This window comes from Arthrobacter phoenicis (assembly GCF_047238215.1).
Classification (GTDB): domain Bacteria; phylum Actinomycetota; class Actinomycetes; order Actinomycetales; family Micrococcaceae; genus Arthrobacter.
In genome coordinates, this window is the sequence record NZ_JBDFMK010000001.1 from 305,884 (window position 1) to 331,718 (window position 25,835).

The 25,835-nt window shown below is 66.5% G+C and carries 19 protein-coding genes and 3 rRNA genes; 5 read left to right on the forward strand and 17 right to left on the reverse strand.

Going from position 1 to position 25,835, the window contains the following annotated elements:
- Position 1: 1 nt before the first annotated feature.
- Complete coding sequence (locus tag ABC337_RS01390) at positions 2-1,984, reverse strand: propionyl-CoA synthetase (RefSeq protein WP_412882663.1); 1,983 nt, start codon at positions 1,982-1,984, stop codon at positions 2-4.
- A 156-nt stretch (positions 1,985-2,140) separates the two neighbouring features.
- Between ABC337_RS01390 and ABC337_RS01395 the strand changes: the two genes are divergently transcribed.
- Genes ABC337_RS01395 through ABC337_RS01410 form a run of 4 tightly spaced genes read left to right on the forward strand, consistent with a single transcriptional unit; the run spans position 2,141 to position 6,431 of the window.
- Positions 2,141-2,782: a GntR family transcriptional regulator gene (locus ABC337_RS01395; protein WP_412882662.1), complete on the forward strand. Its 642-nt coding sequence runs from the start codon at positions 2,141-2,143 to the stop codon at positions 2,780-2,782.
- Positions 2,783-2,808: 26 nt separating this feature from the next.
- Positions 2,809-4,329 carry an MmgE/PrpD family protein gene (locus ABC337_RS01400; protein WP_412882661.1) on the forward strand — a complete coding sequence of 507 codons (1,521 nt, stop codon included), beginning with the start codon at positions 2,809-2,811 and terminating at the stop codon, positions 4,327-4,329.
- Positions 4,329-5,231: a methylisocitrate lyase gene (gene prpB, locus ABC337_RS01405; RefSeq protein ID WP_412882660.1), complete on the forward strand. Its 903-nt coding sequence runs from the start codon at positions 4,329-4,331 to the stop codon at positions 5,229-5,231. The genes ABC337_RS01400 and prpB overlap by 1 nt, the downstream gene beginning before the upstream one ends.
- 60 nt (positions 5,232-5,291) lie before the next feature.
- Positions 5,292-6,431, forward strand: a complete 1,140-nt coding sequence (locus ABC337_RS01410) for a bifunctional 2-methylcitrate synthase/citrate synthase (RefSeq protein WP_412882659.1) — start codon at positions 5,292-5,294, stop codon at positions 6,429-6,431.
- Between the two features lie 112 nt (positions 6,432-6,543).
- On the opposite strand, the gene ABC337_RS01415 is transcribed toward ABC337_RS01410, so the two are convergent.
- The 13 genes from ABC337_RS01415 to ABC337_RS01475 form a co-directional block, all read right to left on the reverse strand.
- The gene (locus ABC337_RS01415) at positions 6,544-7,455 is read right to left on the reverse strand and encodes a hypothetical protein (RefSeq protein WP_412882658.1); all 912 of its coding nucleotides are present in this window, start codon (positions 7,453-7,455) and stop codon (positions 6,544-6,546) included.
- Between the two features lie 133 nt (positions 7,456-7,588).
- Positions 7,589-8,101, reverse strand: a complete 513-nt coding sequence (locus tag ABC337_RS01420) for an 8-oxo-dGTP diphosphatase (protein WP_412882657.1) — start codon at positions 8,099-8,101, stop codon at positions 7,589-7,591.
- 35 nt (positions 8,102-8,136) lie between these two features.
- The gene (locus tag ABC337_RS01425; RefSeq protein WP_412882656.1) at positions 8,137-8,949 is read right to left on the reverse strand and encodes a hypothetical protein; all 813 of its coding nucleotides are present in this window, start codon (positions 8,947-8,949) and stop codon (positions 8,137-8,139) included.
- Positions 8,950-8,951: 2 nt separating this feature from the next.
- Positions 8,952-9,455 (reverse strand): RNA polymerase sigma factor, encoded by a 504-nt coding sequence (locus ABC337_RS01430; protein ID WP_412882655.1) that lies wholly within the window; start codon positions 9,453-9,455, stop codon positions 8,952-8,954.
- Between the two features lie 133 nt (positions 9,456-9,588).
- Entirely contained in the window at positions 9,589-10,638 is a 1,050-nt protein-coding gene (xerD, locus tag ABC337_RS01435) for a site-specific tyrosine recombinase XerD (RefSeq protein ID WP_412882654.1), read from the reverse strand.
- The gene (locus tag ABC337_RS01440) at positions 10,635-11,300 is read right to left on the reverse strand and encodes an NUDIX domain-containing protein (protein WP_412882653.1); all 666 of its coding nucleotides are present in this window, start codon (positions 11,298-11,300) and stop codon (positions 10,635-10,637) included. The genes xerD and ABC337_RS01440 overlap by 4 nt, the downstream gene beginning before the upstream one ends.
- Positions 11,301-11,326: 26 nt before the next feature.
- A complete protein-coding gene (pyrG, locus tag ABC337_RS01445; RefSeq protein WP_412882652.1) occupies positions 11,327-13,117 on the reverse strand; it encodes a CTP synthase in 1,791 nt (596 codons plus the stop codon).
- A 63-nt stretch (positions 13,118-13,180) separates the two neighbouring features.
- Positions 13,181-14,920 (reverse strand): DNA repair protein RecN, encoded by a 1,740-nt coding sequence (gene recN / locus ABC337_RS01450; protein ID WP_412882651.1) that lies wholly within the window; start codon positions 14,918-14,920, stop codon positions 13,181-13,183.
- A 3-nt stretch (positions 14,921-14,923) separates the two neighbouring features.
- Entirely contained in the window at positions 14,924-15,922 is a 999-nt protein-coding gene (locus ABC337_RS01455) for an NAD kinase (protein WP_412882650.1), read from the reverse strand.
- Between the two features lie 44 nt (positions 15,923-15,966).
- A complete protein-coding gene (locus tag ABC337_RS01460) occupies positions 15,967-16,773 on the reverse strand; it encodes a TlyA family RNA methyltransferase (protein WP_412882649.1) in 807 nt (268 codons plus the stop codon).
- The gene (locus tag ABC337_RS01465) at positions 16,770-17,021 is read right to left on the reverse strand and encodes a hypothetical protein (protein WP_412882648.1); all 252 of its coding nucleotides are present in this window, start codon (positions 17,019-17,021) and stop codon (positions 16,770-16,772) included. The genes ABC337_RS01460 and ABC337_RS01465 overlap by 4 nt, the downstream gene beginning before the upstream one ends.
- 10 nt (positions 17,022-17,031) lie before the next feature.
- Complete coding sequence (locus ABC337_RS01470) at positions 17,032-18,024, reverse strand: HAD-IIA family hydrolase (RefSeq protein ID WP_412882647.1); 993 nt, start codon at positions 18,022-18,024, stop codon at positions 17,032-17,034.
- A gap of 6 nt (positions 18,025-18,030) precedes the next feature.
- Positions 18,031-18,897, reverse strand: coding sequence for a hypothetical protein (locus ABC337_RS01475; protein WP_412882646.1), 867 nt, complete (start codon positions 18,895-18,897; stop codon positions 18,031-18,033).
- Between the two features lie 36 nt (positions 18,898-18,933).
- On the opposite strand from ABC337_RS01475, the gene ABC337_RS01480 reads away from it, so the two are divergent.
- Positions 18,934-19,707 (forward strand): hypothetical protein, encoded by a 774-nt coding sequence (locus tag ABC337_RS01480; protein ID WP_412882645.1) that lies wholly within the window; start codon positions 18,934-18,936, stop codon positions 19,705-19,707.
- A 444-nt stretch (positions 19,708-20,151) separates the two neighbouring features.
- On the opposite strand, the gene rrf is transcribed toward ABC337_RS01480, so the two are convergent.
- From rrf to ABC337_RS01495, 3 genes are all read right to left on the reverse strand, one after another.
- A 5S ribosomal RNA gene (gene rrf, locus ABC337_RS01485) occupies positions 20,152-20,268 on the reverse strand.
- 225 nt (positions 20,269-20,493) lie between these two features.
- Positions 20,494-23,618 (reverse strand): 23S ribosomal RNA (locus tag ABC337_RS01490).
- Positions 23,619-24,185: 567 nt separating this feature from the next.
- Positions 24,186-25,709, reverse strand: a 16S ribosomal RNA gene (locus ABC337_RS01495).
- Together the 16S, 23S and 5S rRNA genes form the textbook arrangement of a ribosomal RNA operon.
- Positions 25,710-25,835 lie beyond the last annotated feature (126 nt).

Sequence of the window (25,835 nt, forward strand, 5' to 3'; positions counted from 1 at the left end):
TTCAGGGCCGCGCGGTGTCGGGCCGCAGGGTGTCCAGCAACTGCTCTATCACGCCCGCGTCCTCGATGGTGGAGGGCACCACGTAGTCCTCGCCGTCGGCGATCTGCCGCATGGTCTTGCGGAGGATCTTGCCCGAGCGGGTCTTGGGCAGCGCCTCCACCACGGTGACGTGCTTGAAGTCGGCCACGGCGCCGATGTCGCGCCGGACCAGAGCCACCAGCTCCTTGGCCAGCACCTCCGCCGGCACGTCGACGCCGGATTTGAGGACCACGTAGCCGCTGGGCCGCTGCCCCTTGAGCGGGTCGGCCAGGCCGATCACGGCGCACTCGGCGACCGCGGGGTGCTGGCCGATCACCTGCTCCATCGCCCCGGTGGAAAGCCGGTGGCCGGCCACGTTGATGATGTCGTCGGTGCGGCCCATCACGAACAGGTAGCCGTCCTCGTCCCGGTAGCCGGAGTCGCCGGTGGCGTAGTAGCCCTCGAACGCCTGCAGGTAGGAGGAGACGTAGCGTTCGTCGTTGCGCCAGAGGGTGGCCAGGGTACCCGGCGGCAGCGGCAGGCCCAGGACGATGTTTCCCTCCGTTCCCGGTTCCACTTCCTCCCCGGAGCCGTCCAGGACCTGCAGGCGGAAGCCAGGCATCGCAACGCTCGGGGATCCGGCCCTGATGGGCAGTTCCGCCATGCCGCGCGGGTTCGCGCAAATGGCCCAGCCGGTCTCGGTCTGCCACCAGTGGTCCACCACCGGCACCCCTAGGACCCGGGCGGCCCAGTGGAACGTGTCCGTGTCCAGCCTCTCCCCTGCGGCGAACAGGGTCCGCAGGCTCGAGATGTCGTAGTTCTTCAGCAGCTCCGCCTCCGGGTCGGCCTTGCGGATGGCCCGCAGCGCCGTCGGGGCCGTAAAGAGGACGTTGACCTTGTGGTCCTGGATCACCCGCCAGAAGGCGCCGGCGTCCGGGGTGCCCACCGGCTTCCCCTCGTACATGACTGTGGTGGCCCCGGCCAGCAGCGGACCGTAGACGATATAAGAGTGGCCCACCACCCAGCCGACGTCGGAGGCGGTCCACATGACGTCGCCGGGGCCGACGTCGTAGATGTTCTCCAGCGTCCAGGTCAGCGCCACGGCGTGGCCGCCGTTGTCCCGCACCACGCCCTTGGGGGTGCCGGTGGTGCCGGAGGTGTAGAGGATGTACAGCGGGTCGGTGGCCTTGACGTTGACCGGGGCGGCCGGTTCGGCGGCCGCCATCTCGGTGTCCCAGTCCAGCCAGCCGTCGTGGTTCGCGGCGGTGTCGGCGAAGCCGTCCCGCCCCCTGACCAGCACAGGGGTGTCCGTGGTTCCGGCGAGCTCCAGCGCCTCCGCGACGGCGGGCAGGTATTCGATCCGTCGGGCCGGCTCGATGCCGCCCGAGGCGGTGACGACGGCGGCCGGACCGGCGTCGCGGATGCGGGCGGCGAGCTCCTTGGGCGCGAAGCCGCCGAAAACCACCGAGTGGACGGCGCCGAGCCGCGCCGTGGCGAGCATGGCGATGGCCGCCTCGGGGATCATCGGCATGTAGATGACCACCCGGTCGCCGCGGCCCACGCCCCGGGCGCGGAGGACGCCGGCGAACCGCGCCACCTGGTCCGTCAGCTCTGCGTAGGTGAAGCTCTTCCGGAGGCCCAGCATGGCGGAGTCGTAGATCAGCGCCGTCCGGTCGCCGTGGCCGGCTGCCACGTGCCGGTCCAGGGCATTGAAGCAGGTGTTCAGTTCGCCGTCGGGGAACCAGCCGTAGAGCGGGGCGCGGCTCGAATCCAGGGCGCGGGTGGGCGGGACGCTCCAGTCGACCTTGCGGGCCGCGTCGAGCCAGAAGCCCTCCGGCTGGTCGATGCTGCGCGCATAGCTGCTCCCGTAGCTGGCGGTGCTGCGTTCTTCAAAGCTGTTGGTGTCGGAGCTGCGTTCCGAGGTCTCCCGGTTGCCGGCGTTGCCCATGGCGTTCTCCCGTTCCACGACGTTGTGATGCAGACCATGCTAGACGGATGCTCCGACGCTCACAAGGGCTTTGTATACACGAGGTAGGCCTATCTAGGTTTTTCTGCCGGATTACTTGGATGCGAAGCAGTCTGTGTATACACTGGTGGGGATTCGGCGAGGAAGGAGAGCACCATGCGCGCCAGCGACAGGGCCTATGCGGCACTCCGCGACGACATTATCGAGTGGCGGCTGGCTCCCGGCACGGTCCTCGCCGAGGTGGAACAGTCCGAGCGCCTGGGCGTCTCGCGGACCCCGCTGCGGGAGGCGCTGAGCCGGCTCACCGCGGAGGGGCTGACGACGACGGCGGGCGGCCGCGGCGTCGTCGTCACCGACATCTCGCTGGAGGACATCGACGAACTCTTCGAGCTCCGCGAAACCCTGGAAGGCAAGGCCGCGGCGCTGGCGGCAGAACGCGGCGACCCGGCCGTCTTCGCCGGACTGCAGCGCGAGCTGTTGCGGGCGCCGGAGCTGATCAACGGCGCCGACCCCGCCCGGCACGACTACTACGACCTCGTCGGCCGGCTCGATGCCGCCGTCGACGCCGCCATCTCCAACGCCTACCTGGCCCAGGCGATGCGCAGCCTGCGCGTGCACCTGGTCCGGGTGCGCCGGCTCGCCGCCGACGACGCCGCACGCCTCACCGCCGCGGCCGCCGAACACGCGGCGATCGCCGAGGCCATCGCGGCGGGCAACCCCCGGCTGGCCGAGGCCGCCACCACGCTTCACCTGCACCGCAGTCTTTCCCACGTCAAAGCAACCCACGTACCGCACTAGGTACGGACCCCCTCAGAAGGAGCACCATGGTCAAGGAACACCACGTCCGCGTCTACAAGAGCGAGGAAAACCTGGCCCGCGAGGACCAGCTGGCCTACAAGATCGCCAAGGTCGCCGCTGACCCGGTGGAGGTCACCGACGAGGTCACCGACATGGTGATCAACCGCATCATCGACAACGCGTCCGTGGCCATCGCCTCGCTGAACCGCGCGCCGATCGTGGCCGCCCGCGCCCAGGCCCTCACCCACGGCCCCAGCACCGGCGGCAAGGGTTCCAAGGTCTTCGGCATCGAGGAACGCGTCTCCCCCGAATGGGCTGCCTGGGCCAACGGCGTGGCCGTCCGCGAACTCGACTACCACGACACCTTCCTGGCCGCCGAGTACTCCCACCCGGGCGACAACATCCCGCCGATCCTGGCCGTCGCCCAGCACGTCGGCTCCAGCGGCCGCGACCTGATCCGCGGCATCGCAACCGGCTACGAAATCCAGGTCAACCTGGTTAAGGCCATCTGCCTGCACAAGCACAAGATCGACCACGTCGCCCACCTGGGCCCCTCCGCCGCCGCCGGCATCGGCACCCTGCTGGGCCTCGACGTCGAGACCATCTTCCAGTCCGTCGGCCAGGGCCTGCACACCACCACCGCCACCCGGCAGTCCCGCAAGGGCGAGATCTCCACCTGGAAGGCACACGCCCCGGCGTTCGCCGGCAAGATGGCCGTCGAGGCCGCAGACCGCGCCATGCGCGGCCAGACCTCCCCTGTGCCGATCTACGAAGGCGAAGACGGCGTCATCGCCTGGATGCTGGACGGCCCCACCGCGGACTACCTGGTACCGCTGCCCGAGGAGGGCGAGGCCAAGCGCGCGATCCTGGACACCTACACCAAGGAGCACTCCGCCGAATACCAGGCGCAGGCCTGGATCGACCTGGCCCGCAAGCTGCACGGCGAGCACCCGGAGGTCACGGACCCGGCCAACGTCGAGTCCGTCCTGATCAAGACCAGCCACCACACGCACTACGTGATCGGCTCCGGCGCGAACGACCCGCAGAAGTACAGCCCCACCGCCAGCCGGGAAACCCTGGACCACTCCATTCCCTACATCTTTACCGTCGCCCTGCAGGACGGCCGCTGGCACCACGTGGACTCCTACTCCCCCGAGCGCGCAGGCCGGCCGGACACGGTGGAACTCTGGCACAAGGTCACCACGGTGGAGGATCCCGAATGGACCCGCCGCTACCACAGCCTGGACATCGCCGAGAAGGCCTTCGGCGGCTCGGTGGAGATCACGCTCAAGGACGGCACCGTCATCACCGACCAGATCGCCGTCGCCGACGCCCACCCGCTCGGCGCCCGGCCGTTCGCCCGCGAGCAGTACGTGAACAAGTTCCGCACCCTCGCCGCGGGCCTCGTGGCCGAGGAAGAGATCGAGCGCTTCCTCACCGCAGCCGCCCGCCTGCCCGAGCTCGCCGCCGGTGAGCTGGACCAGCTGAACATCAAGGCCGCCGACGGCGTGATCGACCTGACGGCCGCACCGAAGGGACTCTTCTAATGCTGTACTCGAAGACCACGCCGGAGCAGAAGCGGATCCGTTTCCGTGAGCTGCTCTCCTCCGGCACCATCGCGCAGTTCCCCGGCGCGTTCAGCCCGCTCTCGGCGCGGCTGATCGAGGAAAAGGGCTTCGCCGGGGTGTACATCTCCGGCGCCGTCCTGGCCAACGACCTGGGCCTGCCGGACATCGGGCTGACCACGCTCACCGAGGTGGCCACCCGGGCCGGGCAGATCGCCCGGATGACGGACCTGCCGTCGATCGTGGACGCTGACACTGGCTTCGGTGAGCCGATGAACGTCGCCCGGACCGTCCAGGAACTCGAGAACGCCGGCCTGGCCGGCCTGCACATCGAGGACCAGTTCAACCCGAAGCGCTGCGGGCACCTCGACGGCAAGAACGTCGTGGACCTGGACACCGCCACCAAGCGGATCCGCGCCGCGGCCGACGCCCGCCGGGACCCGAACTTCCTGATCATGGCCCGCACCGACATCCGCGCAACCGACGGCCTGGAAGCTGCCCAGCAGCGCGCCAAGGCCCTGGTGGAGGCCGGTGCGGACGCGATCTTCCCGGAAGCCATGAAGGATCTCTCCGAGTTCCAGGCCATCCGCGACGCCGTGGACGTACCGATCCTGGCGAACATGACCGAGTTCGGCAAGAGCGCGCTGTTCACGGTGGACGAGCTGGCCGGCGTCGGCGTCAACATGATCATCTACCCGGTGACCCTGCTTCGTAGTGCCATGGGCGCGGCGGAGCGTACTCTGGAGACGATCAAATCAGACGGCACCCAGGAGGCACAGGTTCCCGACATGCTGACCCGTGCACGGCTGTACGACCTCGTGGACTACGAGGCCTATAACCGCTTTGACACCGGGGTGTTCAATTTCCAGATCCCCGGCATCTGACACCCCACCGGACCGCCGGCCCCGGCCGGACAACAGGCGTTAGGAACAAAGGAGTTCAGCATGGCTGACAACGAGATCAAAAAGGGCCTTGCCGGCGTCGTGGTGGACTACACCGCGGTGTCCAAGGTCAACCCGGAAACCAACTCGCTGCTGTACCGCGGCTACCCCGTCCAGGAGCTGGCCGCCAAGTGCAGCTTCGAGGAAGTGGCCTACCTGCTCTGGAACGGCGAGCTGCCGACCGACGGGCAGCTGGCGGAGTTCACCGCCAAGGAGCGCGCCGGACGTGCACTGGACCCGGTGCTGAAGACCGTCATCGACGCCCTTCCCGTCACGGCGCACCCGATGGATGTCTGCCGGACGGCGGCGTCGGTGCTGGGCGCCCGGCACCCGCTGGCGGAGGACTCCTCCCGGGAGGCCAATATGGCCAAGGCCGTGGACCTGTTCGCCGCTATGCCCGCTGTTGTGGCGTACGACCAGCGCCGGCGGCACGGGCAGGACGTCGTGGAGCCCCGCGACGACCTGGGCTACTCGGCCAACTTCCTCTGGATGGCGTTCGGCGAGGAGCCGGTCCAGGAAGTCGTCGAGGCGTTCAACGTCTCGATGATCCTGTACGCGGAGCACTCCTTCAACGCCTCGACCTTCACCGCGCGGGTGATCACCTCGACGCTCTCTGACCTGCACTCGGCCGTGACCGGGGCGATCGGTGCGCTCAAGGGACCCCTGCACGGCGGCGCCAACGAGGCCGTCATGCACACCTTCGACGAGATCGGCATCCGGCAGGAAGAGTCGCTCGAGGAGGCCGCCGCCCGGGCCAAGGCCTGGATGGAGGACGCCCTGGCCAAGAAGAAGAAGGTCATGGGCTTCGGCCACCGCGTCTACAAGCACGGTGACTCCCGCGTCCCGACCATGAAGGCGGCGCTGGACAAGATGATCGCGCACTACGGACGGCCCGAGCTGCTGGGGCTGTACAACGGGCTGGAAACCGCCATGGACGAGGCCAAGGCCATCAAGCCGAACCTCGACTACCCGGCCGGACCGACCTACCACCTGATGGGCTTCGACACCCCGACGTTCACTCCCCTGTTCGTCGCCAGCCGGATCACCGGCTGGACGGCGCACATCATGGAGCAGCTCGACTCGAACTCCCTGATCCGCCCGCTGAGTGAGTACAACGGCGTGGAAGAGCGGCACGTGCCGTAACTCCCGTCTCGCTTCCCCGCCTCAGGCGGTAAAGCAAAGACAACGGCCCGGCCACCCCTTTGTGGGTGGCCGGGCCGCTGTGTTTGGTGGGGTTTCGGGTAGCGCGCCGGGGCTAGCCCTGGATGACCTTCAGCGAGGTGATCATGCGCTTGGCGTTGAGGTACTCGGCGCTCTGCATGTAGGCCCGGGCATCGGCCATCGAGGGGAATGATTTGGGACCCTTGTGGCCGGGGATCTGCTGCTGGACTCCGGTGGTCACCTGGTAGGCGTCCGCGAAGGAGAAGAGCGGCGAGTCGGAGGGCCCGCTGACAATGTTGTAGAACATGCAGGTGCTGCCGTTTTGACCGGCCGGGGAGCTGGTGAGTCCGTAGGACGCCGTGACGTGGTCGGCTTCCTGCAGTGCGCGGAAGGCGAACCTCGGGCTCACGGAGCCCTTGGTCGGCTGGTAGGGGACGTCGACGTTGACCGAGTCGAGGACGGTGTAGGGCACCGGTCCCTCGCAGGCTCCCCCGACGCCGCCCGACGGTCCGGAGTGCAGGGATGCCACGATCACGCCGGATTCGTCGGCGACCTCCACGTCCGTCGACCCGGTGTTGGCGGGCGGGGCCTGGGTCGCCGTCCAGGTTGCGGGGTACTCGAAGCTGATCCGGCGGTCGGCGCTGGTGAATGTCCGCCACTCGGCGGCGGCGTCGGTGGGCGGCTGAGTGTTGGCGGCGGCCGGGGTCGTGGCGGTGGTGGTGGGTGTTGCCGTTTGCGACGGGGCGGCCGCGGCACTGGTCGACGGCGCCACGGCTGGCGTCGTCGGGGTTTCGGAGGGCGTCGGTGATGAGGCTGCCGCGGGCGCCTTGGACCCCATGGTTGCCGCGACGGCTACGCCGCCTCCCACCGCCGCCAGGGCGAGCACGACGACGGCGGCGGCCAGGGGCCAGCGCCGTCGAGCGTCTCCCGAAGTGTCTCCGCGGTCGGCAGAGTCGGGATAGTCGCCGTCGTCGTCGCCGGGGAGGTGAAGGTTGTTGCCGCTCATGCCGGACCTCCAGGGTGCGCGGATCGGGTGCCGGCGGATCCGGCGTTTTCACGCCTAGGCTACCGGCCTGGGGAATGACTGCAGGTGTCGCCCCGCCGGTTAGTATCGTTTCCCGGCGCGAAGCGCCTTGGCGCTACGCGCCGGTCCCCTTCGTACCCTTCCCTTGCTCATCGGGGTAGCGGACGGAGGCCACCGTTTCGTTGTCGTCATTCAGGACGACGACGACGTCGATCGTCTCGCCGGAGAGCGTCGGCGGCAGCCAGTGTTCGGCGTCCTGCCACATGCGTTCGAGGGGCAGGGCGGTGGTGCTGAACCATTCCGGGGTGATCTCGCGGCTTTCGGCGGGTTCGCCGTCCCAGCGCCGGGTGGTGAAGAGCCGGCAGGACATGTTCCACTCGGGCCTGGCCGGGAAGATGAACTCCACGAGGCCGGCGTGGCTGAGGTCGGGTTCGGCGACGATCAGCCCGGTTTCCTCGAACACCTCACGGACGACCGCCTGGGCGTCGGTCTCCCCGGGTTCGACGTGGCCGCCGATGCCCACAATTTTTCCCAGCCCGAACCCGGTTCGCTTGAGGCCGAGCAACACCTCGGTCCCGTCGGGCGTGTCCCGGAGGGCGAAGCAGAGGGTCACGGGTGCGGCTGTCATGGTTTCAGCCTAGTAGCTGCCGTCCGGGCGCCTCTCTATTTGCCGGCCGGGCCTTCGCCGACCAGCTGCGGCCGCAGAGTGACCGGAATACCCTTCTCGGCAAACTCCTTGTCCATGGCCTGCTGCGCCGTCAACCCCTGGTTGTTCAGCGCCTGGAAGTCCCAGTCAAATACGCTCGACCAGACTTGCCGGTAGTCACAGAGGAAGCGCCCGTTCTGAAGCTTGGCGAGGTGGAACCAGACATTGCCGCCGTCGAGTTTCATGGCCATCGCCCCTTCCTCCGAGGTGGAGTAGGCGAGCCAGCCGTCGGCGCAGCCCAGCACGGTGTAGTACTGCTGCTGGTTGGCGGGCACGGGGATGATCGCCCGCTGTTGGTCGTTGCGTTGCTGGTCGACGTTTGCCATGGTGCAGGCCACGCCCCCGGTGCTGAGCGGCACGGACTGGCTGTGCGAGGGCTGCCCGGATTGCACGGGAGCGGACGACGGCGATGCTGACGGCGACGCCGGGGCCGGGGGCGGGGCGCTCTCACTGATCGTGATGTTCGGCCCGGCGGGTACCGGCTGCGCGGGTCCGGGGGCCGTCGGGAAGTTCCCGCCCACGACGACGGCGCCCGCAACCGCGGCGGCGGCGAGGCCGGCGGCAGCCACGGTGGCAATCCTGGTGCGGCGTTTCCGGGTCCGCTCGCGGTGCCCTGGACTGCTCAGTGCCGAAGCGCCCCGGGCCCGATGGGTCCGCGGCATGGTGACCACGTTCGGGTCCGTGGACGTCACCTCCGAGCGGAGGACCCGGTGGTCCGGGACCGTGACCGACGGCTTGATGTCCTTCATGAGCTGTTCGATGCGGTCCATGGCTAGTCTCTCCGTTCTGTCATCAGGTTGGCGGGTGCGGCATTCGCGAAGGCACGCCGGGCCCTGTGCAGCCGGACGCCGGCGGCCGATACCGAACAGCCGAGGGCCGCGGCCAGTTCGGCGCCGCTGAGGTCCTCCCAGTACGTCAGCATGAGGATTTCGCGGTCCTTGTCCCGGAGTTTCAACAGCACGGCGGCCACAACGGAGCGCTGGTCACCGGCGGTGGTGGCGTCCTCGGTGCGCGCCTCCTCGGCGAGGCGTTCGAACAGTTCCTGCCGACGGCGGCGGCCCTTGTATTCGTTGCCGAGGACGTTCCGGGCGGTTGCCAGGAGCCAGCCGATGCCGGGCGGTTCAGGCAACTGTTTCTCCCAGGCGATGCGGAAGACGTCCGCGGCCAGCTCCTCGGCCCGGTGGGCGTCGTTGATGCGGCGGGCAATGTAGCCGTAGACACGGGCGGCGTGCTGGTCATGCAGCTCAATGAATGCCTGCTCCTTCGCAGCCAACATGATGTTTCCCCCGAACAATCGATGACGTGGTTCTACCCAATCAGTGTCCCGGGATGCCCGGATCCTTACACACGGGCGTGTCGAAAATCAGGTGCCGCAACGTCTGGGGAACGCGCCGGGAGAGCGCCGGCGGCTACCCGAGGGCGCGCGGGTGAGCGGCGGCGTAGATCTCGCGCAGCGTGTCGGCGGTGACCAGGGTGTAGACCTGCGTGGTGGTCACGGAGGCGTGCCCCAGCAGTTCCTGCACCACGCGGACGTCGGCACCGCCCTCCAGCAGGTGGGTCGCGAAGGAGTGCCGCAGCGTGTGCGGGGAAACGTCCTTGGTGATGTTGGCCTTCTCGGCAGCCGTTTTCAGGATGGTCCAGGCGCTTTGGCGGCTGATCCGGCCGCCGCGGGCGTTGAGGAACAAAGCGGGTGTGCCCCTGCCCTTGGCCGCCAGGAGAGGCCGCCCCCGGACCAGGTAGGCGTCGAGCGCGCGGGCACCGTAGGACCCCAGCGGCACCAGCCGTTCCTTGGAGCCCTTGCCGAAGAGGCGCACGATCGCCGGCCCTCCGCCGTCGTCGGGAGCGCTCCCGGCCAGTGCGATGTCGTCCACGTCCAGTCCGACCGCCTCACTGATGCGGGCCCCGGTGGAGTAGAGGAATTCCAGCAACGCCCGGTCGCGCAAACCCGTGGCGGTGTCCGTGCCCGCCGCCTCCAGGATGCGGGTCACCTCGTCCACCGTGATGGCCTTGGGCAGCCGCTTGCCGGGCATCGGGGGGTGGACGTCGCTGGCGGGATCGGTCGGGGTAAGGCCCTCGAGGGCCCAGAACTTGTGCAGCCCCCGGACAGCGACGACGGTTCGGGCGGCGGAACGGACGCCCAGCGCGGTCCCGCCGTCGGAGCCGTCGGAGAGGGCCTGGACGAAGGCGGTGACGTCGCGCCGGGTGATGTCCTCGGGTCGGTTGCGCCCGGCGGCCGCCAGGTGGCGGGCGTAGCGGGCCAGGTCCCGCCGGTACGCGGACAGGGTGTTGGCGGCCAGTCCGCGCTCGACCCCCATGTGCTGCAGGTAGTCGGTGATGGCACGGTCGACGGCGGTGGGCGGCCGGGGCGGGTCAGCCGTCGCGGCCCCGGTTGCCGGTGCCGCCGGGTCGGTAGCGGAGGCGGCCGCCGCGGGAGGCTCCGCCGCCAGCAGGCCGGTCATCCGCGCTGGCTGGGGTGCGCGGGCCAGGGCGCGTCCGCGGGCCGGAGCCGGTCGAAGCCGTCGGCCTTGGCCGCGGCAGCGGCGAGGATGCCGACGACGGCGGACGGGTTGTGCAGGCGCCCCTCCAGCACTGCCGAGACGGCCGCATCCAGCGGCAGCCAGTGCAGCTCGATCTCGGCTTCCTCGTCGGTGCGGACGTGCAGTTCGTGGCCGGGCACGTCACTCAGCCCGCGGGCCAGGTAGATCCTGATGGCCTCGCTGGAGGAGCCCGGCGAGTTGAAGAAGTCGGCCAGCACGTTCCATTCCGCGGCCACCAAATCGGCTTCCTCGGCCAGTTCCCGGGCGGCGCCCGCAACGAAGTCTTCGCCCTCGACATCGAGCAGCCCGGCCGGGATCTCCCACAGCGCCATGCCCACCGGGTGCCGGTACTGCTTGATCAGCAGGATCTCGCCGTCGTCGTTCATCGGCAGCACGGCCACCGCGCCGGGGTGATCGATGTAGTCGCGGGTCAGGGCGTCGCCGTCCTCGTTCAGCTGGAAGCTGTCGCTGACCACGTCCCAGATCCGGCCCTCATAGACCTTCTCGGACGACAAAAGACGGCGCGGGCTCGGCTCATCTGAAACCTGCCGTGCAGCATCATGGGTCTCAGACATTCCGGGCATCGCGCCGTCCTTTGATGTAGTTGGTGTTACTTGGCCTGCGCCGCGGCCTTTGCCGCCGGCTTGCCGTCCGTGCCCTTGCCGGCCTCGGCGGCAGGCTGAGCTGCGTCCTGCTGGCCGGCGCCGTGCTGGTGGTCCAGGGCGGCCCGGACCAGGCCCGCGAACAGCGGGTGCGGGCGGGTCGGCCGGGAGCTCAGCTCCGGGTGGGCCTGCGTGGCGACGTAGTACGGGTGCACCTCGCGGGGAAGCTCCACGTACTCCACCAGCTTGCCGTCCGGGGAGGTACCGGAGAAGACCAGGCCCTGCGCCGCGATCTGGTCGCGGTACTTGTTGTTGACCTCGAAGCGGTGCCGGTGACGTTCGCTGACCGTGGTGGTGCCGTAGGTCTCGGCCACGACCGAGCCCTCTTCCAGCTTGGCCTCGTACAGGCCGAGGCGCATGGTGCCGCCCAGGTCGCCCTTGCCGTCAACGATGTCCAACTGCTCTTCCATCGTGGCGATGACCGGGTACTTGGAGTCCGGCTCGAACTCGGAGGAGGAGGCGCCTTCGAGGCCGACGACGTTGCGGGCGTATTCAATGACCATGCACTGCAGGCCCAGGCACAGGCCCAGGACCGGGAGCTTGGTTTCGCGGGCGAACTTCAGCGCGCCGAGCTTGCCCTCGAGGCCGCGGATGCCGAAGCCGCCGGGAACGCAGATGGCGTCGACGCCGGCCAGGGCCTTCTTGGCGCCGGCTTCGGTGTCGCACTCGTCCGAGGGGACCCAGCGGATCTTGACCTTGGTGTTGTTCGCGAAGCCGCCGGCACGCAGCGCCTCGGTCACGGACAGGTAGGCGTCCGGCAGGTCGATGTACTTGCCGACCAGGGCGATCTCAACCTCGTGCTTAGGGTTGTGCACGGCCTCCAGCAGGGTGTCCCAGCTGGTCCAGTCGACGTCCTTGAACGGCAGGTCCAGCGCGCGGACGATGTAGGAGTCCAAGCCCTGGGAGTGCAGCGTCTTGGGGATGTCGTAGATGCTCGGGGCGTCCGGGCAGCCGATGACGGCGTCGAGGTCGACGTCGCACATCCGGCCGATCTTGTCGCGCATCGCCTGGGGAACCTCGCGGTCCGAGCGGATGACGATCGCCTCGGGCTGGATACCGATGGAGCGCAGCGCAGCCACGGAGTGCTGCGTCGGCTTGGTCTTCAGTTCCTGGGACGGTCCGATGTACGGGACCAGGGAGACGTGCAGGAAAAAGACGTTGTTCCGGCCGATGTCCTGGCGGACCTGGCGGGCGGACTCGAGGAACGGCTGGGACTCGATGTCGCCGACCGTGCCGCCGATCTCGGTGATGATGACGTCCGGGGCGTTCTTGCCCTCGGCGGGCAGCCGCATACGGCGCTTGATCTCGTCGGTGATGTGCGGGATGACCTGGACGGTGTCGCCGAGGTACTCGCCGCGGCGTTCCTTGGCGATCACGGTGGAGTAGACCTGGCCGGTCGTGACGTTGGCGGAACCCTCGAGGTTCTCATCGAGGAAGCGCTCGTAGTGCCCGACGTCGAGGTCGGTCTCGGCGCCGTCGTCGGTCACGAAGACTTCGCCGTGCTGGAAGGGGTTCATCGTGCCCGGATCCACATTCAGATAGGGATCGAGCTTTTGCATAGTTACAGACAAGCCGCGTGCCCGCAGGAGGTGGCCGAGGCTCGAAGCCGTCAGACCCTTTCCGAGCGAGGACGCCACACCGCCGGTGACGAAGATGTGTTTGGTCGTCTTGGACGAGCCCGGGAACCGGGAATTTACACGGGAATTTGATCGCTGCACCACGGAATTTGAGCCTATCATCAAATCGGTCTTCTGAGGGTCTGAATCGCGCCGCTGTGATAGTCATCCCAGCGGGGCGCGGGGTCACGCCTGCTGCGGCAGGAGCTTCGCGTCGTCGAGCAGTTCCTGGGCGTGGGCGCGGGCCGACTCCGAGTCCTCCTGGCCGGCCAGCATGCGGGCGAGTTCGCGGACGCGCTCGGACTCATCCAGGAGCTGCACGTCGCTGGAGGTGAAGCCGGTGGCGGTGGCGCCGTCGGATCCCCGGACGGAGGTCTTGGTGACACGGATGTGCTGGTTGGCGAAGGCCGCCACCTGGGGCAGGTGGGTGACCACCAGGACCTGGACGTGCCGGGCGAGCATGGCCAGCCGGCGGCCGATCTCGACGGCGGCACGGCCGCCCACCCCGGCGTCGACCTCGTCGAAGACGAAGGTGGGGACCGGGTCGACGGCGGCGAGCACCACCTCGATGGCCAGCATCACCCGGGAGAGCTCACCGCCCGAGGCGCCCTTGCCGAGCGGGCGGGCGGGGGCGCCGGAGTGCGGCTGGAGGAGGAATGCGATCTCGTCCGCGCCGTAGGGCCCGAGGCCGTCCCCGGCTTCGACGTTGATCACCAGCGTGGCGTCGGCCATGGCCAGGGCGGTCAGCTCGGCGCTGACGCGGGCGGCGAGGTCCTTGGCCGCCTTCTTGCGTGCCTTGCTGATCGCCGCGGCCTGCTTGGTCAGTTCGGCTTCGGAGCGGACGACGTCGGCCTCCAGGGCCTCGATCCGGGTCGAGTCGTCCTGCAGCTCGGTGAAGCGTTCCCGCGCCTGGTCGGCCCAGACCAGCACCTCGTCGATGCTCGGCGCGTATTTGCGCACCAGTGCGGCCAGGGCGGCGCGGCGGTCCTCGATCTGGGCGAGCCGCTCGGGGCCTTCGGTGTCGAGGCCGGCCTGGTAGCTGGCCAGCTCGCCGGCGATGTCGTTGAGCAGGAAGCCCACCTCGGACAGCCGGGCGGCCGCCGAACCGAGCTCGGCGTCGTGCTCGGCGACGTGTTCCAGGGTGCGCTTGGCGGCGTCCACCAGGGTGGTGGCGTCGGCTTCCTCGCCGAAGTCTTCGCTGATCAAGGCCTGGTGCGCGGTGCTCACGGCGATCCGCAGCTCCTCGACGTTGGCAAGCTTGACCGCCTCGGCCTTTAGCGCCTCGTCCTCGCCGGGCTGCGGCTCCACGGCGTCAATCTCGGCCAGGGCGGCCTCCAGCGATTCGGCTTCGCGGAGCCGTTCCCGCGCCGCGTTGCGCAGCTCGTCCAGCTCGGCCTGGCTGCCCTTCCAGTGCGTGTAGAGCTGCTGGTACGCCGCGAGCGTCTTGGCGAGAGGCTCCCCCGCGAACTTGTCCAGCGCCTCCCGCTGCGCCACGGCGCTCTTCAGCCGGATCTGGTCGGACTGTCCGTGGACCACCACCAGGGCGCCACCGATCTCGGCGAGTACCCCCACGGGGGCGGTCCGGCCGCCCAGGTAGGCGCGGCTGCGCCCGTCGGCACCGACGCTGCGGGCCAGGAGCAGTTCGGCGCCGCCGTCGAACTCCTCGACCTCGGCGCCGGCCTCACGGGCGCGTTCGACGGCGGCGTGGCCGGCGTCGAGTTTGAGGACCGCCTCGGCGGAGGCGCTTTTGGCGCCGCTGCGCACGGCTCCGGCGTCGGACCGGGCACCGAGGAGCAGGCCGACGGCGGTGACGACCATGGTCTTCCCGGCACCGGTCTCGCCGGTCACCACGCTCAGGCCGGGGCCGAGCGGGAGGGTGGCGTCCGTGATGACACCGAGGTCGCGGATTCGCAGTTCTTCAAGCATGGGTCACTTCGCAGTCGAGGGATCGGTGGGGTCGGGCAGCGGCATCGGCCGGGGCGTGCGCACCACCGGCATCGGCCCGGTGGGGACGGCGTCCGGTTGGGGCACCGGGCCGCGCCAGCCCTGGATGGGGAGCTCGAACTTCCTGACCAGGCGGCCGGAGAACGGGGTCTGGTGGGTGCGTGCCAGCCGGACCGGGGTCGCGGAACGGGTGACCTCCACGCGGGCTCCCGGCGGCAGGTCCACGGACCGGCGTCCGTCGCACCAGAGCACGCCCTGGGCGTCCGTCCGGCCGAGGATCTCGACGGCCAGCCGGGAGCGGGGCGAGACCACCAGCGGCTTGGCGAACAGGGCGTGGGCGCTGATCGGGACGATGACCAGGGCCTCCACTTCGGGCCACACCACGGGGCCGCCGGCGGAGAAGGCGTAGGCGGTGGAGCCGGTGGGCGTGGCGAGGACGACGCCGTCGCAGCCGAAGGACGTCAGGGGGCGTTCGTCCACCTCGGTGACCACCTCCAGCATCCGCTCGCGGTTGCCCTTCTCGATCGCCGCCTCGTTCAGCGCCCAGGTGTGCCAGATCTTCTGGCCCCGGACCCACACCTGGACGTCGATCGTCATCCGCTCCTCCACCGTGTACTGGCGGCTGGCGATCCAGTCCACGGTCTGGGCGAGGTCTGCGCGCTCACTCTCGGCCAGGAAGCCCACGTGCCCGAGGTTCACGCCCAGCATCGGCACGTCCACCTCGCGCACCAGTTCCGCGGCGCGCAGGATGGTCCCGTCACCGCCGAGCACCATGACGAGTTCGACGTCGTGCAGCTTCACATGGTCGTGCAGGACCTCCACGGGCTGGTCCAGCCGGCCGTAGAAACGCACCATGTCGCCGAGTTCGGACTTCTGCATCACGGGCACGATGCCTGCGGCGTGCAGCATGGCGCACGCGTCCCAGGCGGCCTTGAGGGAGTCCTCGCGGCCGGTGTGGGCAAGGATGAGGACACGCCTGCTCATCAGGTTCCGCCTTCTACTGCTTTGATTGCTGCATGGGCTGCTGGTTAGGTCCAGATGGTTCCAAGGAGCGCGGTCAGGGCCGCGTCCCGCTCTTCGATCTTAGGCAGGTCCGCCCGGATCGCGCGTTTTATCCACAGGAAGTACTCGACGTTTCCGTCCTGCCCGGGCAGGGGGCTCTGCGCCAGCCCGGCCAGTTCCAGTCCGGCGTCCAGGGCCGCGGAGGCCACCTTTTCGACGGCGAGCCGGCGTTCCCGCTCGGAGGTGACGACGCCGGTGCGGCCCAGCCGGTCCTTGCCGATCTCAAACTGCGGTTTGACCATCAGGACCAGGTCCCCGCCGGGTTCGGTGCAGGCGGCCAGGGGTGCCACCACCAGGGTCAGGGAGATGAAGGACAGGTCCGCGACGGTGAGCACGGCCGGCCCTCCGATGGTCTCCGGGGTCATGTATCGGACGTTCAGGCCCTCGTGCACGGAGACCCGCGGGTCGTTGCGGATCTGCGGGACCAGCTGGTCGTGGCCGACGTCGACCGCCACCACGTGCGCCGCGCCACGGCGCAGCAGCACCTCGGTGAAGCCTCCCGTAGAGGCGCCGGCGTCGAGGCAGCGCTTCCCGTCGACGGCGACGGCGGGGAAGGCGTCGAGGGCGCCGGCGAGCTTGTGCGCGGCGCGGCTGACGTAGTCGTCCCCCGGTGTGGCGGCGACGTCCAGGCCGGTCGCGTCATCCACTTGCTGCGAGGCCTTGGCCAGGACGGTGCCCGCCGAACTGACCTTGCCGTCGGCGATTAGCCGGGCTGCGTGGGTGCGGGAGCGGGCGAGTCCGCGGCTGACCAGCGCCTGATCCAGCCGGGTCATGCGCGGGCCTCCCCCGTCACGTCCTCATTCAGGGCGTCGGCCAGCGCGTCGTGCAGGGCCGCGTAGACGTCGCCGTGGTCGGCCACCGGGAGCTGAGGGAGGGTGTCCAGCGGTTCGAGCAGCGCCTCGACGGCGGGGTCGGCGGCCAGCGGTGCGTCCGCCGTGCGCTCGGGCCAGTCCGGGCGGGTGTCACCGTCGCCGGGTGTGCCCGCGGGTGCGGGCTCGGCGGGGCGGGGCGATTCGATCATGCCTTCCAGTCTAGTGACCGGTCCAGTGCAGCTCCGGCGCATGGGCGGTGGCGGCCTCCGGGGTGGCGGCCCACCACGCGGCGCACCCGGCGCGCCAGGCATCGAGGTCCGCGGGGTCCCCCGTGATGCGCAGGACCGTGCCGTCCACGACGGCGGTGGCGGCGCCGCAGCGGAACCCTGCCCCGCCGTCGTGCTCGATATCCGGGTAGGGCTGGAAGAGTCCGTTGAGGTCCTCGATCAGGTAGCCGGGGCGTTCGGCGGCCCGGGCGGCGAGGATGCTCTCGCGGGTGTCGACGCCGGTCAGGACCGCCACGGTGGCGAATCCGGCATTGTTGCCGCCGAGGATGTCGGTGTCCAGGCGATCGCCGACCACCAGGGGCCGGTCTGCGGCAAGCCGCTTGGCTGCGGTGTGGAAGAGCGGCGCTTCGGGTTTGCCCGCGACCAGCGGCGTGCTGCCGGTGGCGGAGGCGACGGCGGCCACGAGGGTGCCGTTGCCGGGGGCAATGCCGCGGGCCTGCGGGATCGACAGGTCCGTGTTGGTGGCCACCCAGAGGGCGCCGGCGGCGACGACATAAGCCGCCTCGGCCAGGTCCTTCCAGCCCAAGTCCGGGTGGAAGCCCTGGACGACGGCCACGGGCTCGTCGGCCTGGCTGCGGACCGGCACCAGGCCCGCGAGTTCGATCTCGCGGGCCAGGGCGGGACCACCGGTGATGAGGACGCGGGAACCCGGGGGCAGCTTGGCGGCCAGCAGTTCACCGGCGGCCTGCGAGGAACTGACTACTTGCTCATCCTCGGCGGGCGCGCCCAGTTCACGCAGGTGGGCGGCGACCTCGGCGGGGCTGCGCGACGCGTTGTTCGTCACGTAGCCCAGCCCGACGCCAATCCCCGCAAGCCGTCCCAACGCCTCGACGGCACCGGGGATGGCGTGCGGCCCCGCGTAGACGACCCCGTCGAGGTCCGAAAGGAGCGCGTCGAAGCGCGAGATCAGCCAGTTCTGGTCCATCGAGGCCTAGTCCTCCGTGTGGTCCCGGTTGCCGGCGTGGTCCTCGTGGCCGGGCAGCTCGTCGGCTTCCACCGAATCCTCGTCGGATTCGGCGTCGTCGGACTCGAAGAAGCCGGCTTCCTCGTCGTCGGAACCTGCGTCGACGTCGTCGGCCCGGCCTTCGGCGTTCTCCGGCAAGCCGGCGACCGCGGCGGCGCTGGCGGCCCGAGGAGCCTCGTCAGCGGTGATTCCTGCCTGGCGGTCCGCCTGCTCCTTCAGGAGGCGACGGCGGCGCTGTTCCTCGCGGGCTTCTTCTTCCTCGTCCCAGCCGAGATCGATGATGTCCGGTTCCTCGTCGACGCCGAGGCCCAGGGCGTTCTCGGCCACGACGGCCTGGCGCTGCCATTTGGCGGCCTCGGTTTCGCGGCCCACGGCAGTCAGCGCGTCCGCGTAGGCGCGGAACAGGCGGGGGCTGTAGGAGAAGGCGCGGTTGATGTCCAGCTGCGGGATCTCCAGCTCGGAGACGGCGGCATCCAGCTGGCCGAGGTCGGTCCGTGCACCGGCGGCCACGATGGCCAGCTCCACCTTGCCAGGGGCGTCCAGGTCCTTGGCTTCCTCCGAGCGGGCCATGTCGAGGGCCCGGTCCGGACGGCCCAGACCGCGTTCGCAGTCGGCCATGACGGGCAGATGCGTGTTGGAGCCGCTGATCCGGCGGTAGGTGCGGAACTCGCGCAGGGCTTCACCGTAGTGTCCGGCGGAGTAGGCGGTGAGGCCCACGGCCTCGCGGACGGCGGCGAGACGGCCGCCGCGGCGGCTGGCCGCGAGGGCGTGCTGGAAGGCCAGCTCCGGTTCGTCGTCGATCAGGCGCCCGGCCATGACCAGGTGGCGGGCCACCCAAGACGCGCTGTTGTCCTCGAGGGTCTTGATCTGGTGCTGCGTGGCGCGGTCCAGTTCCTTGCCCGTGACGTCCTCGTCGATTTCGGGCGAACGGTCCCGGTCGGGGCGGTTGGCGCTGCGCAGGTCGGCGGCGTTGGGCTGGCGGACCGGACGGTCCTCCGCGCGGTCGCGGCCGAACTGGCGCGGCCCGGAGTCGCCGCGGTCGAAGCTGCGGGCAGGGCGGTCCTCGCGGTCGCCGAAGGGCTTGCGGTTGTCTCCGCCGGAGAACGGCTTACGATCGCGATCGCCACCGAAACTGCGGCGCTCACCATCACGGGCCGGACGATCACCAAACGGCTTACGATCGTTCCCACCCGAGAAGGGCTTGCGGTCACGGTCACCGAACGGCTTGCGGTCACGGTCACCGTCGAAGTTGCGACGCTCACCATCACGAGCCGGACGATCACCAAACGGCTTACGATCACGATCGCCACCGAAACTGCGGCGCTCACCATCACGGGCCGGACGATCACCAAACGGCTTACGATCGTTCCCACCCGAGAAGGGCTTGCGGTCACGGTCACCGAACGGCTTGCGGTCACGATCGCCACCGAAACTGCGGCGCTCACCATCACGGGCCGGACGGTCACCGAAAGGCTTACGGTCACGATCGTCCCGGGCGCGGAAGCCGCGGGGGTCGCCGCCGGAGTTGTTGGCCCCTCGAAATCCGCCGCCGCCGGCGTTCCGACCCCCGCCAAAGTTGCCGCGGTCGTCGCGGCCGCGGTTACCGTCGTTGTGATCAGCCATGCTGGATTCCTCCTGTTGTGAGCCGACCACTGGCGCAATCGCAGCCGCTCTGTTTTTCGTGTTTCGTTCCTACGCAACCCGAAATCAAGCGCTTCGAAGTCCGTACATCTCATCCAATTCTAGGCGAGGAGCACTCCCCCGGCTAACTGTCGGCGACCCCGTGGGCTCAGCGGTGGCAAGCCTCACAGGACTGTCCAAGCAAGCAGGCCCGCCCAGGACTTCCCCTCGCGGAAACGGCGGTCACCGGGCCGGAGACTTCAGAATGTCTGGACCCGCTAGGGCGACGACGTGAACAACCACGACGACGGGCGGCCGGGTGGCTGCATCTGTTCAGGCTCCGGAACCGGAACCCCGGCTCAGTGCCGGCCTTCCCATGGCGCCCACCGACCCTAGGTCCGGCCTGTGGTGGTGGTTAAAGTGGGAGAGCCTCCAACCGTGTGGTTGGAGGCTCTCGACCTAATGGTTGTCCGGCGGTGACCTACTCTCCCACACCCTCCCGGGTGCAGTACCATCGGCGCTGTGGGTCTTAGCTTCCGGGTTCGGAATGGGACCGGGCGTTTCCCCCACGCTATGACCGCCGTAACCCTGTTACCCGGGCCAACCCTGGGGTTGGTGGGAAATCTATTGTGGTTACAACTCTGCTCTTTTAGGGCAGTGTGGTGTTGTATTCAATCATATTCATTCGGTTCGCCAGTCAACACAACCCGGTGGCGGGTTTGTTGGTTGGGAACCACATAGTGGACGCAAGCAGTCTTGTTCTTCATACCCACCCCGCTGTGTTCCAGTCGATGCTGGCGGGGGTGGTGTGTGGTGTAAGTTATCGGCCTATTAGTACCGGTCAGCTTCACGAGTCTTTAGTCCTCGCTTCCACATCCGGCCTATCAACCCAGTGGTCTGGCTGGGGGCCTCTCACACACAAGGTGTATGGAAATCTCATCTTGAAGCGAGCTTCCCGCTTAGATGCTTTCAGCGGTTATCCCATCCGAACGTAGCTAATCAGCGGTGCACTTGGCAGTACAACTGACACACCAGAGGTTCGTCCGTCCCGGTCCTCTCGTACTAAGGACAGCCCTTCTCAAATTTCCTGCGCGCGCAGCGGATAGGGACCGAACTGTCTCACGACGTTCTAAACCCAGCTCGCGTACCGCTTTAATGGGCGAACAGCCCAACCCTTGGGACCTACTCCAGCCCCAGGATGCGACGAGCCGACATCGAGGTGCCAAACCATGCCGTCGATATGGACTCTTGGGCAAGATCAGCCTGTTATCCCCGAGGTACCTTTTATCCGTTGAGCGACGGCCATTCCACAATGTACCGCCGGATCACTAGTCCCGACTTTCGTCCCTGCTCGAGATGTCTCTCTCACAGTCAAGCTCCCTTGTGCACTTACACTCGACACCTGATTGCCAACCAGGCTGAGGGAACCTTTGGGCGCCTCCGTTACTTTTTAGGAGGCAACCGCCCCAGTTAAACTACCCATCAGGCACTGTCCCTGACCCGGATTACGGGCCGAAGTTAGATGTCCAAAGTGACCAGAGTGGTATTTCAACGATGACTCCACCCGAACTGGCGTCCGGGCTTCAACGTCTCCCACCTATCCTACACAAGCCACTCCGAACACCAATACCAAACTATAGTAAAGGTCTCGGGGTCTTTCCGTCCTGCTGCGCGTAACGAGCATCTTTACTCGTACTGCAATTTCGCCGAGTTTATGGTTGAGACAGCGGGGAAGTCGTTACTCCATTCGTGCAGGTCGGAACTTACCCGACAAGGAATTTCGCTACCTTAGGATGGTTATAGTTACCACCGCCGTTTACTGGGGCTTAAATTCTCAGCTTCGCCTTGCGGCTAACCGGTCCTCTTAACCTTCCAGCACCGGGCAGGAGTCAGTCCGTATACATCGTCTTGCGACTTCGCACGGACCTGTGTTTTTAGTAAACAGTCGCTTCCCCCTGGTCTCTGCGGCCCCGCCACGCTCCGGACAGCTAGTGTCCATCACGATAGGGGCCCCCCTTCTCCCGAAGTTACGGGGGCATTTTGCCGAGTTCCTTAACCATAATTCTCTCGATCGCCTTAGTATTCTCTACCTGATCACCTGTGTCGGTTTGGGGTACGGGCGGCTAAAACCTCGCGTCGATGCTTTTCTCGGCAGCATAGGATCGCCGGATCCCCCCATACGGGGGTCCCATCGGGTCTCAGGCATCATGAACAGCGGATTTGCCTACCGTTCGCCCTACATCCTTAGACCGGGGCAACCATCGCCCGGCCCGGCTACCTTCCTGCGTCACACCTGTTAATACGCTTGCCTCCCAGGTTTCGGTCCCGCGCTCCACCAAAACCCTCACACCACAAGGGTGATCGGGCAGGTCTCGGGCGGTTAGTATCCCCTGTTCAACATGGGCGGTTTTTCGCCGGTACGGGAATATCAACCCGTTGTCCATCGACTACGCCTGTCGGCCTCGCCTTAGGTCCCGACTTACCCAGGGCAGATTAGCTTGACCCTGGAACCCTTGATCATTCGGCGGACGGGTTTCTCACCCGTCTTTCGCTACTCATGCCTGCATTCTCACTCGTGTAGGCTCCACCGCTGGTTTACACCGCGACTTCACTGCCCACACGACGCTCCCCTACCCATCCAGACGCCTGAACCACAAGGGCTTAGCAAAAATCTGAATGCCACAACTTCGGCGGTGTACTTGAGCCCCGCTACATTGTCGGCGCGGAATCACTTGACCAGTGAGCTATTACGCACTCTTTTAAGGATGGCTGCTTCTAAGCCAACCTCCTGGTTGTCTTCGCAACTCCACATCCTTTCCCACTTAGCACACGCTTAGGGGCCTTAGTTGGTGGTCTGGGCTGTTTCCCTCTCGACTATGAAGCTTATCCCCCACAGTCTCACTGCTGCGCTCTCACTTACCGGCATTCGGAGTTTGGCTGACGTCAGTAACCTTGTAGGGCCCATTAGCCATCCAGTAGCTCTACCTCCGATAAGAAACACGCAACGCTGCACCTAAATGCATTTCGGGGAGAACCAGCTATCACGAAGTTTGATTGGCCTTTCACCCCTACCCACAGCTCATCCCCTCCATTTTCAACTGAAGTGGGTTCGGTCCTCCACGACGTCTTACCGTCGCTTCAACCTGGCCATGGGTAGATCACTTCGCTTCGGGTCTAGATCACGCCACTGCAACGCCCTATTCAGACTCGCTTTCGCTACGGCTTCCCCACACGGGTTAACCTCGCGACGTAACACTAACTCGCAGGCTCATTCTTCAAAAGGCACGCCGTCACAACTACAAGGCTGCTCCGACGGATTGTAAGCACACGGTTTCAGGTACTGTTTCACTCCCCTCCCGGGGTACTTTTCACCTTTCCCTCACGGTACTGGTCCGCTATCGGTCATTAGGGAGTATTTAGGCTTATCAGGTGGTCCTGACAGATTCGCACGGGATTTCTCGGGCCCCGTGCTACTTGGGATACTCTCCAGGCGGCGTAAAAACATTTCGGTTACGGGGCTCACACCCTCTCTGGCCGGCCTTTCAAGACCGTTCACCTATGCCCACGCTCTCACCCCACTGTCCCGGCAGAGACAGAACGGAAAGTCCCACAACCCCGACCATGCAACGCCCGCCGGCTATCACACATGGAACGGTTTAGCCTGATCCGCGTTCGCTCGCCACTACTAACGGAATCACTATTGTTTTCTCTTCCTGCGGGTACTGAGATGTTTCACTTCCCCGCGTTCCCTCCACGCACCCTATGTGTTCAGATGCGGGTCACCAGGCAACTCGCGCCCCTGGCGGGGTTTCCCCATTCGGACACCCTGGGATCACAGTCCGGTTATCGACTCCCCCAGGCTTATCGCAGATTCCTACGTCCTTCTTCGGCTCCTAATGCCAAGGCATCCACCGTGTGCTCTTAAAAACTTGACCACAAAAGATCAAGGAGTAATTTCGAGAGAACCACAGAAACCAACCACACCACAACAACACCACCCCAAAGGGTGACACCATCGAGCGCAGCCAGATCCAGGTTCATATTCTTGGAAATTGCTTCTTATAAAAGATGCTCGCGTCCACTATGTAGTTCTCAAACAACAACCCCGTACCACACACCCCACACACCAACCCCCTGCCAAAAGCAGAAGGTCGACAGCGCGCAGGGCGTCGCAGCCAGGAAACCAGAAACACACAAAACCCACACCCCGCACCCACCCCCAAAAAGAGACGGACACAGAACATGGTCCTGTTGTCTCAGGACCCAACAGTGTGCCAAACACTACCCACCAGAACCCCACCGAAGCGTTCCAGGAACACCCACCCCACAAGGGAGCGCGTCTTCCGTACTAACCACCGGCAAAAACCCGACAGGCACCTATTCGTTGATATTCCACCCATGAGCACCCGCCGCAGAACAAACGTCTGCGCAACGGGCCTACTCCTGACAACACCACCACACAAACCATGCGGCCTGGCGGGGTTGTTGTAGGCGCTCCTTAGAAAGGAGGTGATCCAGCCGCACCTTCCGGTACGGCTACCTTGTTACGACTTAGTCCCAATCGCCAGTCCCACCTTCGACAGCTCCCTCCCACAAGGGGTTAGGCCACCGGCTTCGGGTGTTACCAACTTTCGTGACTTGACGGGCGGTGTGTACAAGGCCCGGGAACGTATTCACCGCAGCGTTGCTGATCTGCGATTACTAGCGACTCCGACTTCATGGGGTCGAGTTGCAGACCCCAATCCGAACTGAGACCGGCTTTTTGGGATTAGCTCCACCTCACAGTATCGCAACCCTTTGTACCGGCCATTGTAGCATGCGTGAAGCCCAAGACATAAGGGGCATGATGATTTGACGTCGTCCCCACCTTCCTCCGAGTTGACCCCGGCAGTCTCCCATGAGTCCCCGCCATAACGCGCTGGCAACATGGAACGAGGGTTGCGCTCGTTGCGGGACTTAACCCAACATCTCACGACACGAGCTGACGACAACCATGCACCACCTGTAAACCGACCACAAGTGGGGGACCTGTTTCCAGGTCTTACCGGTTCATGTCAAGCCTTGGTAAGGTTCTTCGCGTTGCATCGAATTAATCCGCATGCTCCGCCGCTTGTGCGGGCCCCCGTCAATTCCTTTGAGTTTTAGCCTTGCGGCCGTACTCCCCAGGCGGGGCACTTAATGCGTTAGCTACGGCGCGGAAAACGTGGAATGTCCCCCACACCTAGTGCCCAACGTTTACGGCATGGACTACCAGGGTATCTAATCCTGTTCGCTCCCCATGCTTTCGCTCCTCAGCGTCAGTTAATGCCCAGAGACCTGCCTTCGCCATCGGTGTTCCTCCTGATATCTGCGCATTTCACCGCTACACCAGGAATTCCAGTCTCCCCTACATCACTCTAGTCTGCCCGTACCCACCGCAGATCCGGAGTTGAGCCCCGGACTTTCACGGCAGACGCGACAAACCGCCTACGAGCTCTTTACGCCCAATAATTCCGGATAACGCTTGCGCCCTACGTATTACCGCGGCTGCTGGCACGTAGTTAGCCGGCGCTTCTTCTGCAGGTACCGTCACTTTCGCTTCTTCCCTACTGAAAGAGGTTTACAACCCGAAGGCCGTCATCCCTCACGCGGCGTCGCTGCATCAGGCTTCCGCCCATTGTGCAATATTCCCCACTGCTGCCTCCCGTAGGAGTCTGGGCCGTGTCTCAGTCCCAGTGTGGCCGGTCACCCTCTCAGGCCGGCTACCCGTCGTCGCCTTGGTGAGCCATTACCTCACCAACAAGCTGATAGGCCGCGAGTCCATCCAAAACCACAAAAGCTTTCCACCCCCCACCATGCGATGAGGAGTCATATCCGGTATTAGACCCAGTTTCCCAGGCTTATCCCAGAGTTAAGGGCAGGTTACTCACGTGTTACTCACCCGTTCGCCACTAATCCCCGGTGCAAGCACCGGATCATCGTTCGACTTGCATGTGTTAAGCACGCCGCCAGCGTTCATCCTGAGCCAGGATCAAACTCTCCGTTGAAAACAAACAGACACAACACGCACCACCGGGAAAACGGTAAACACGCGCTGCACAAAATTTGAAACCAGCTGAAAACCATGCCATCCACGGGGTGGACAACACAGCATAATCAACCAATCAATAAAA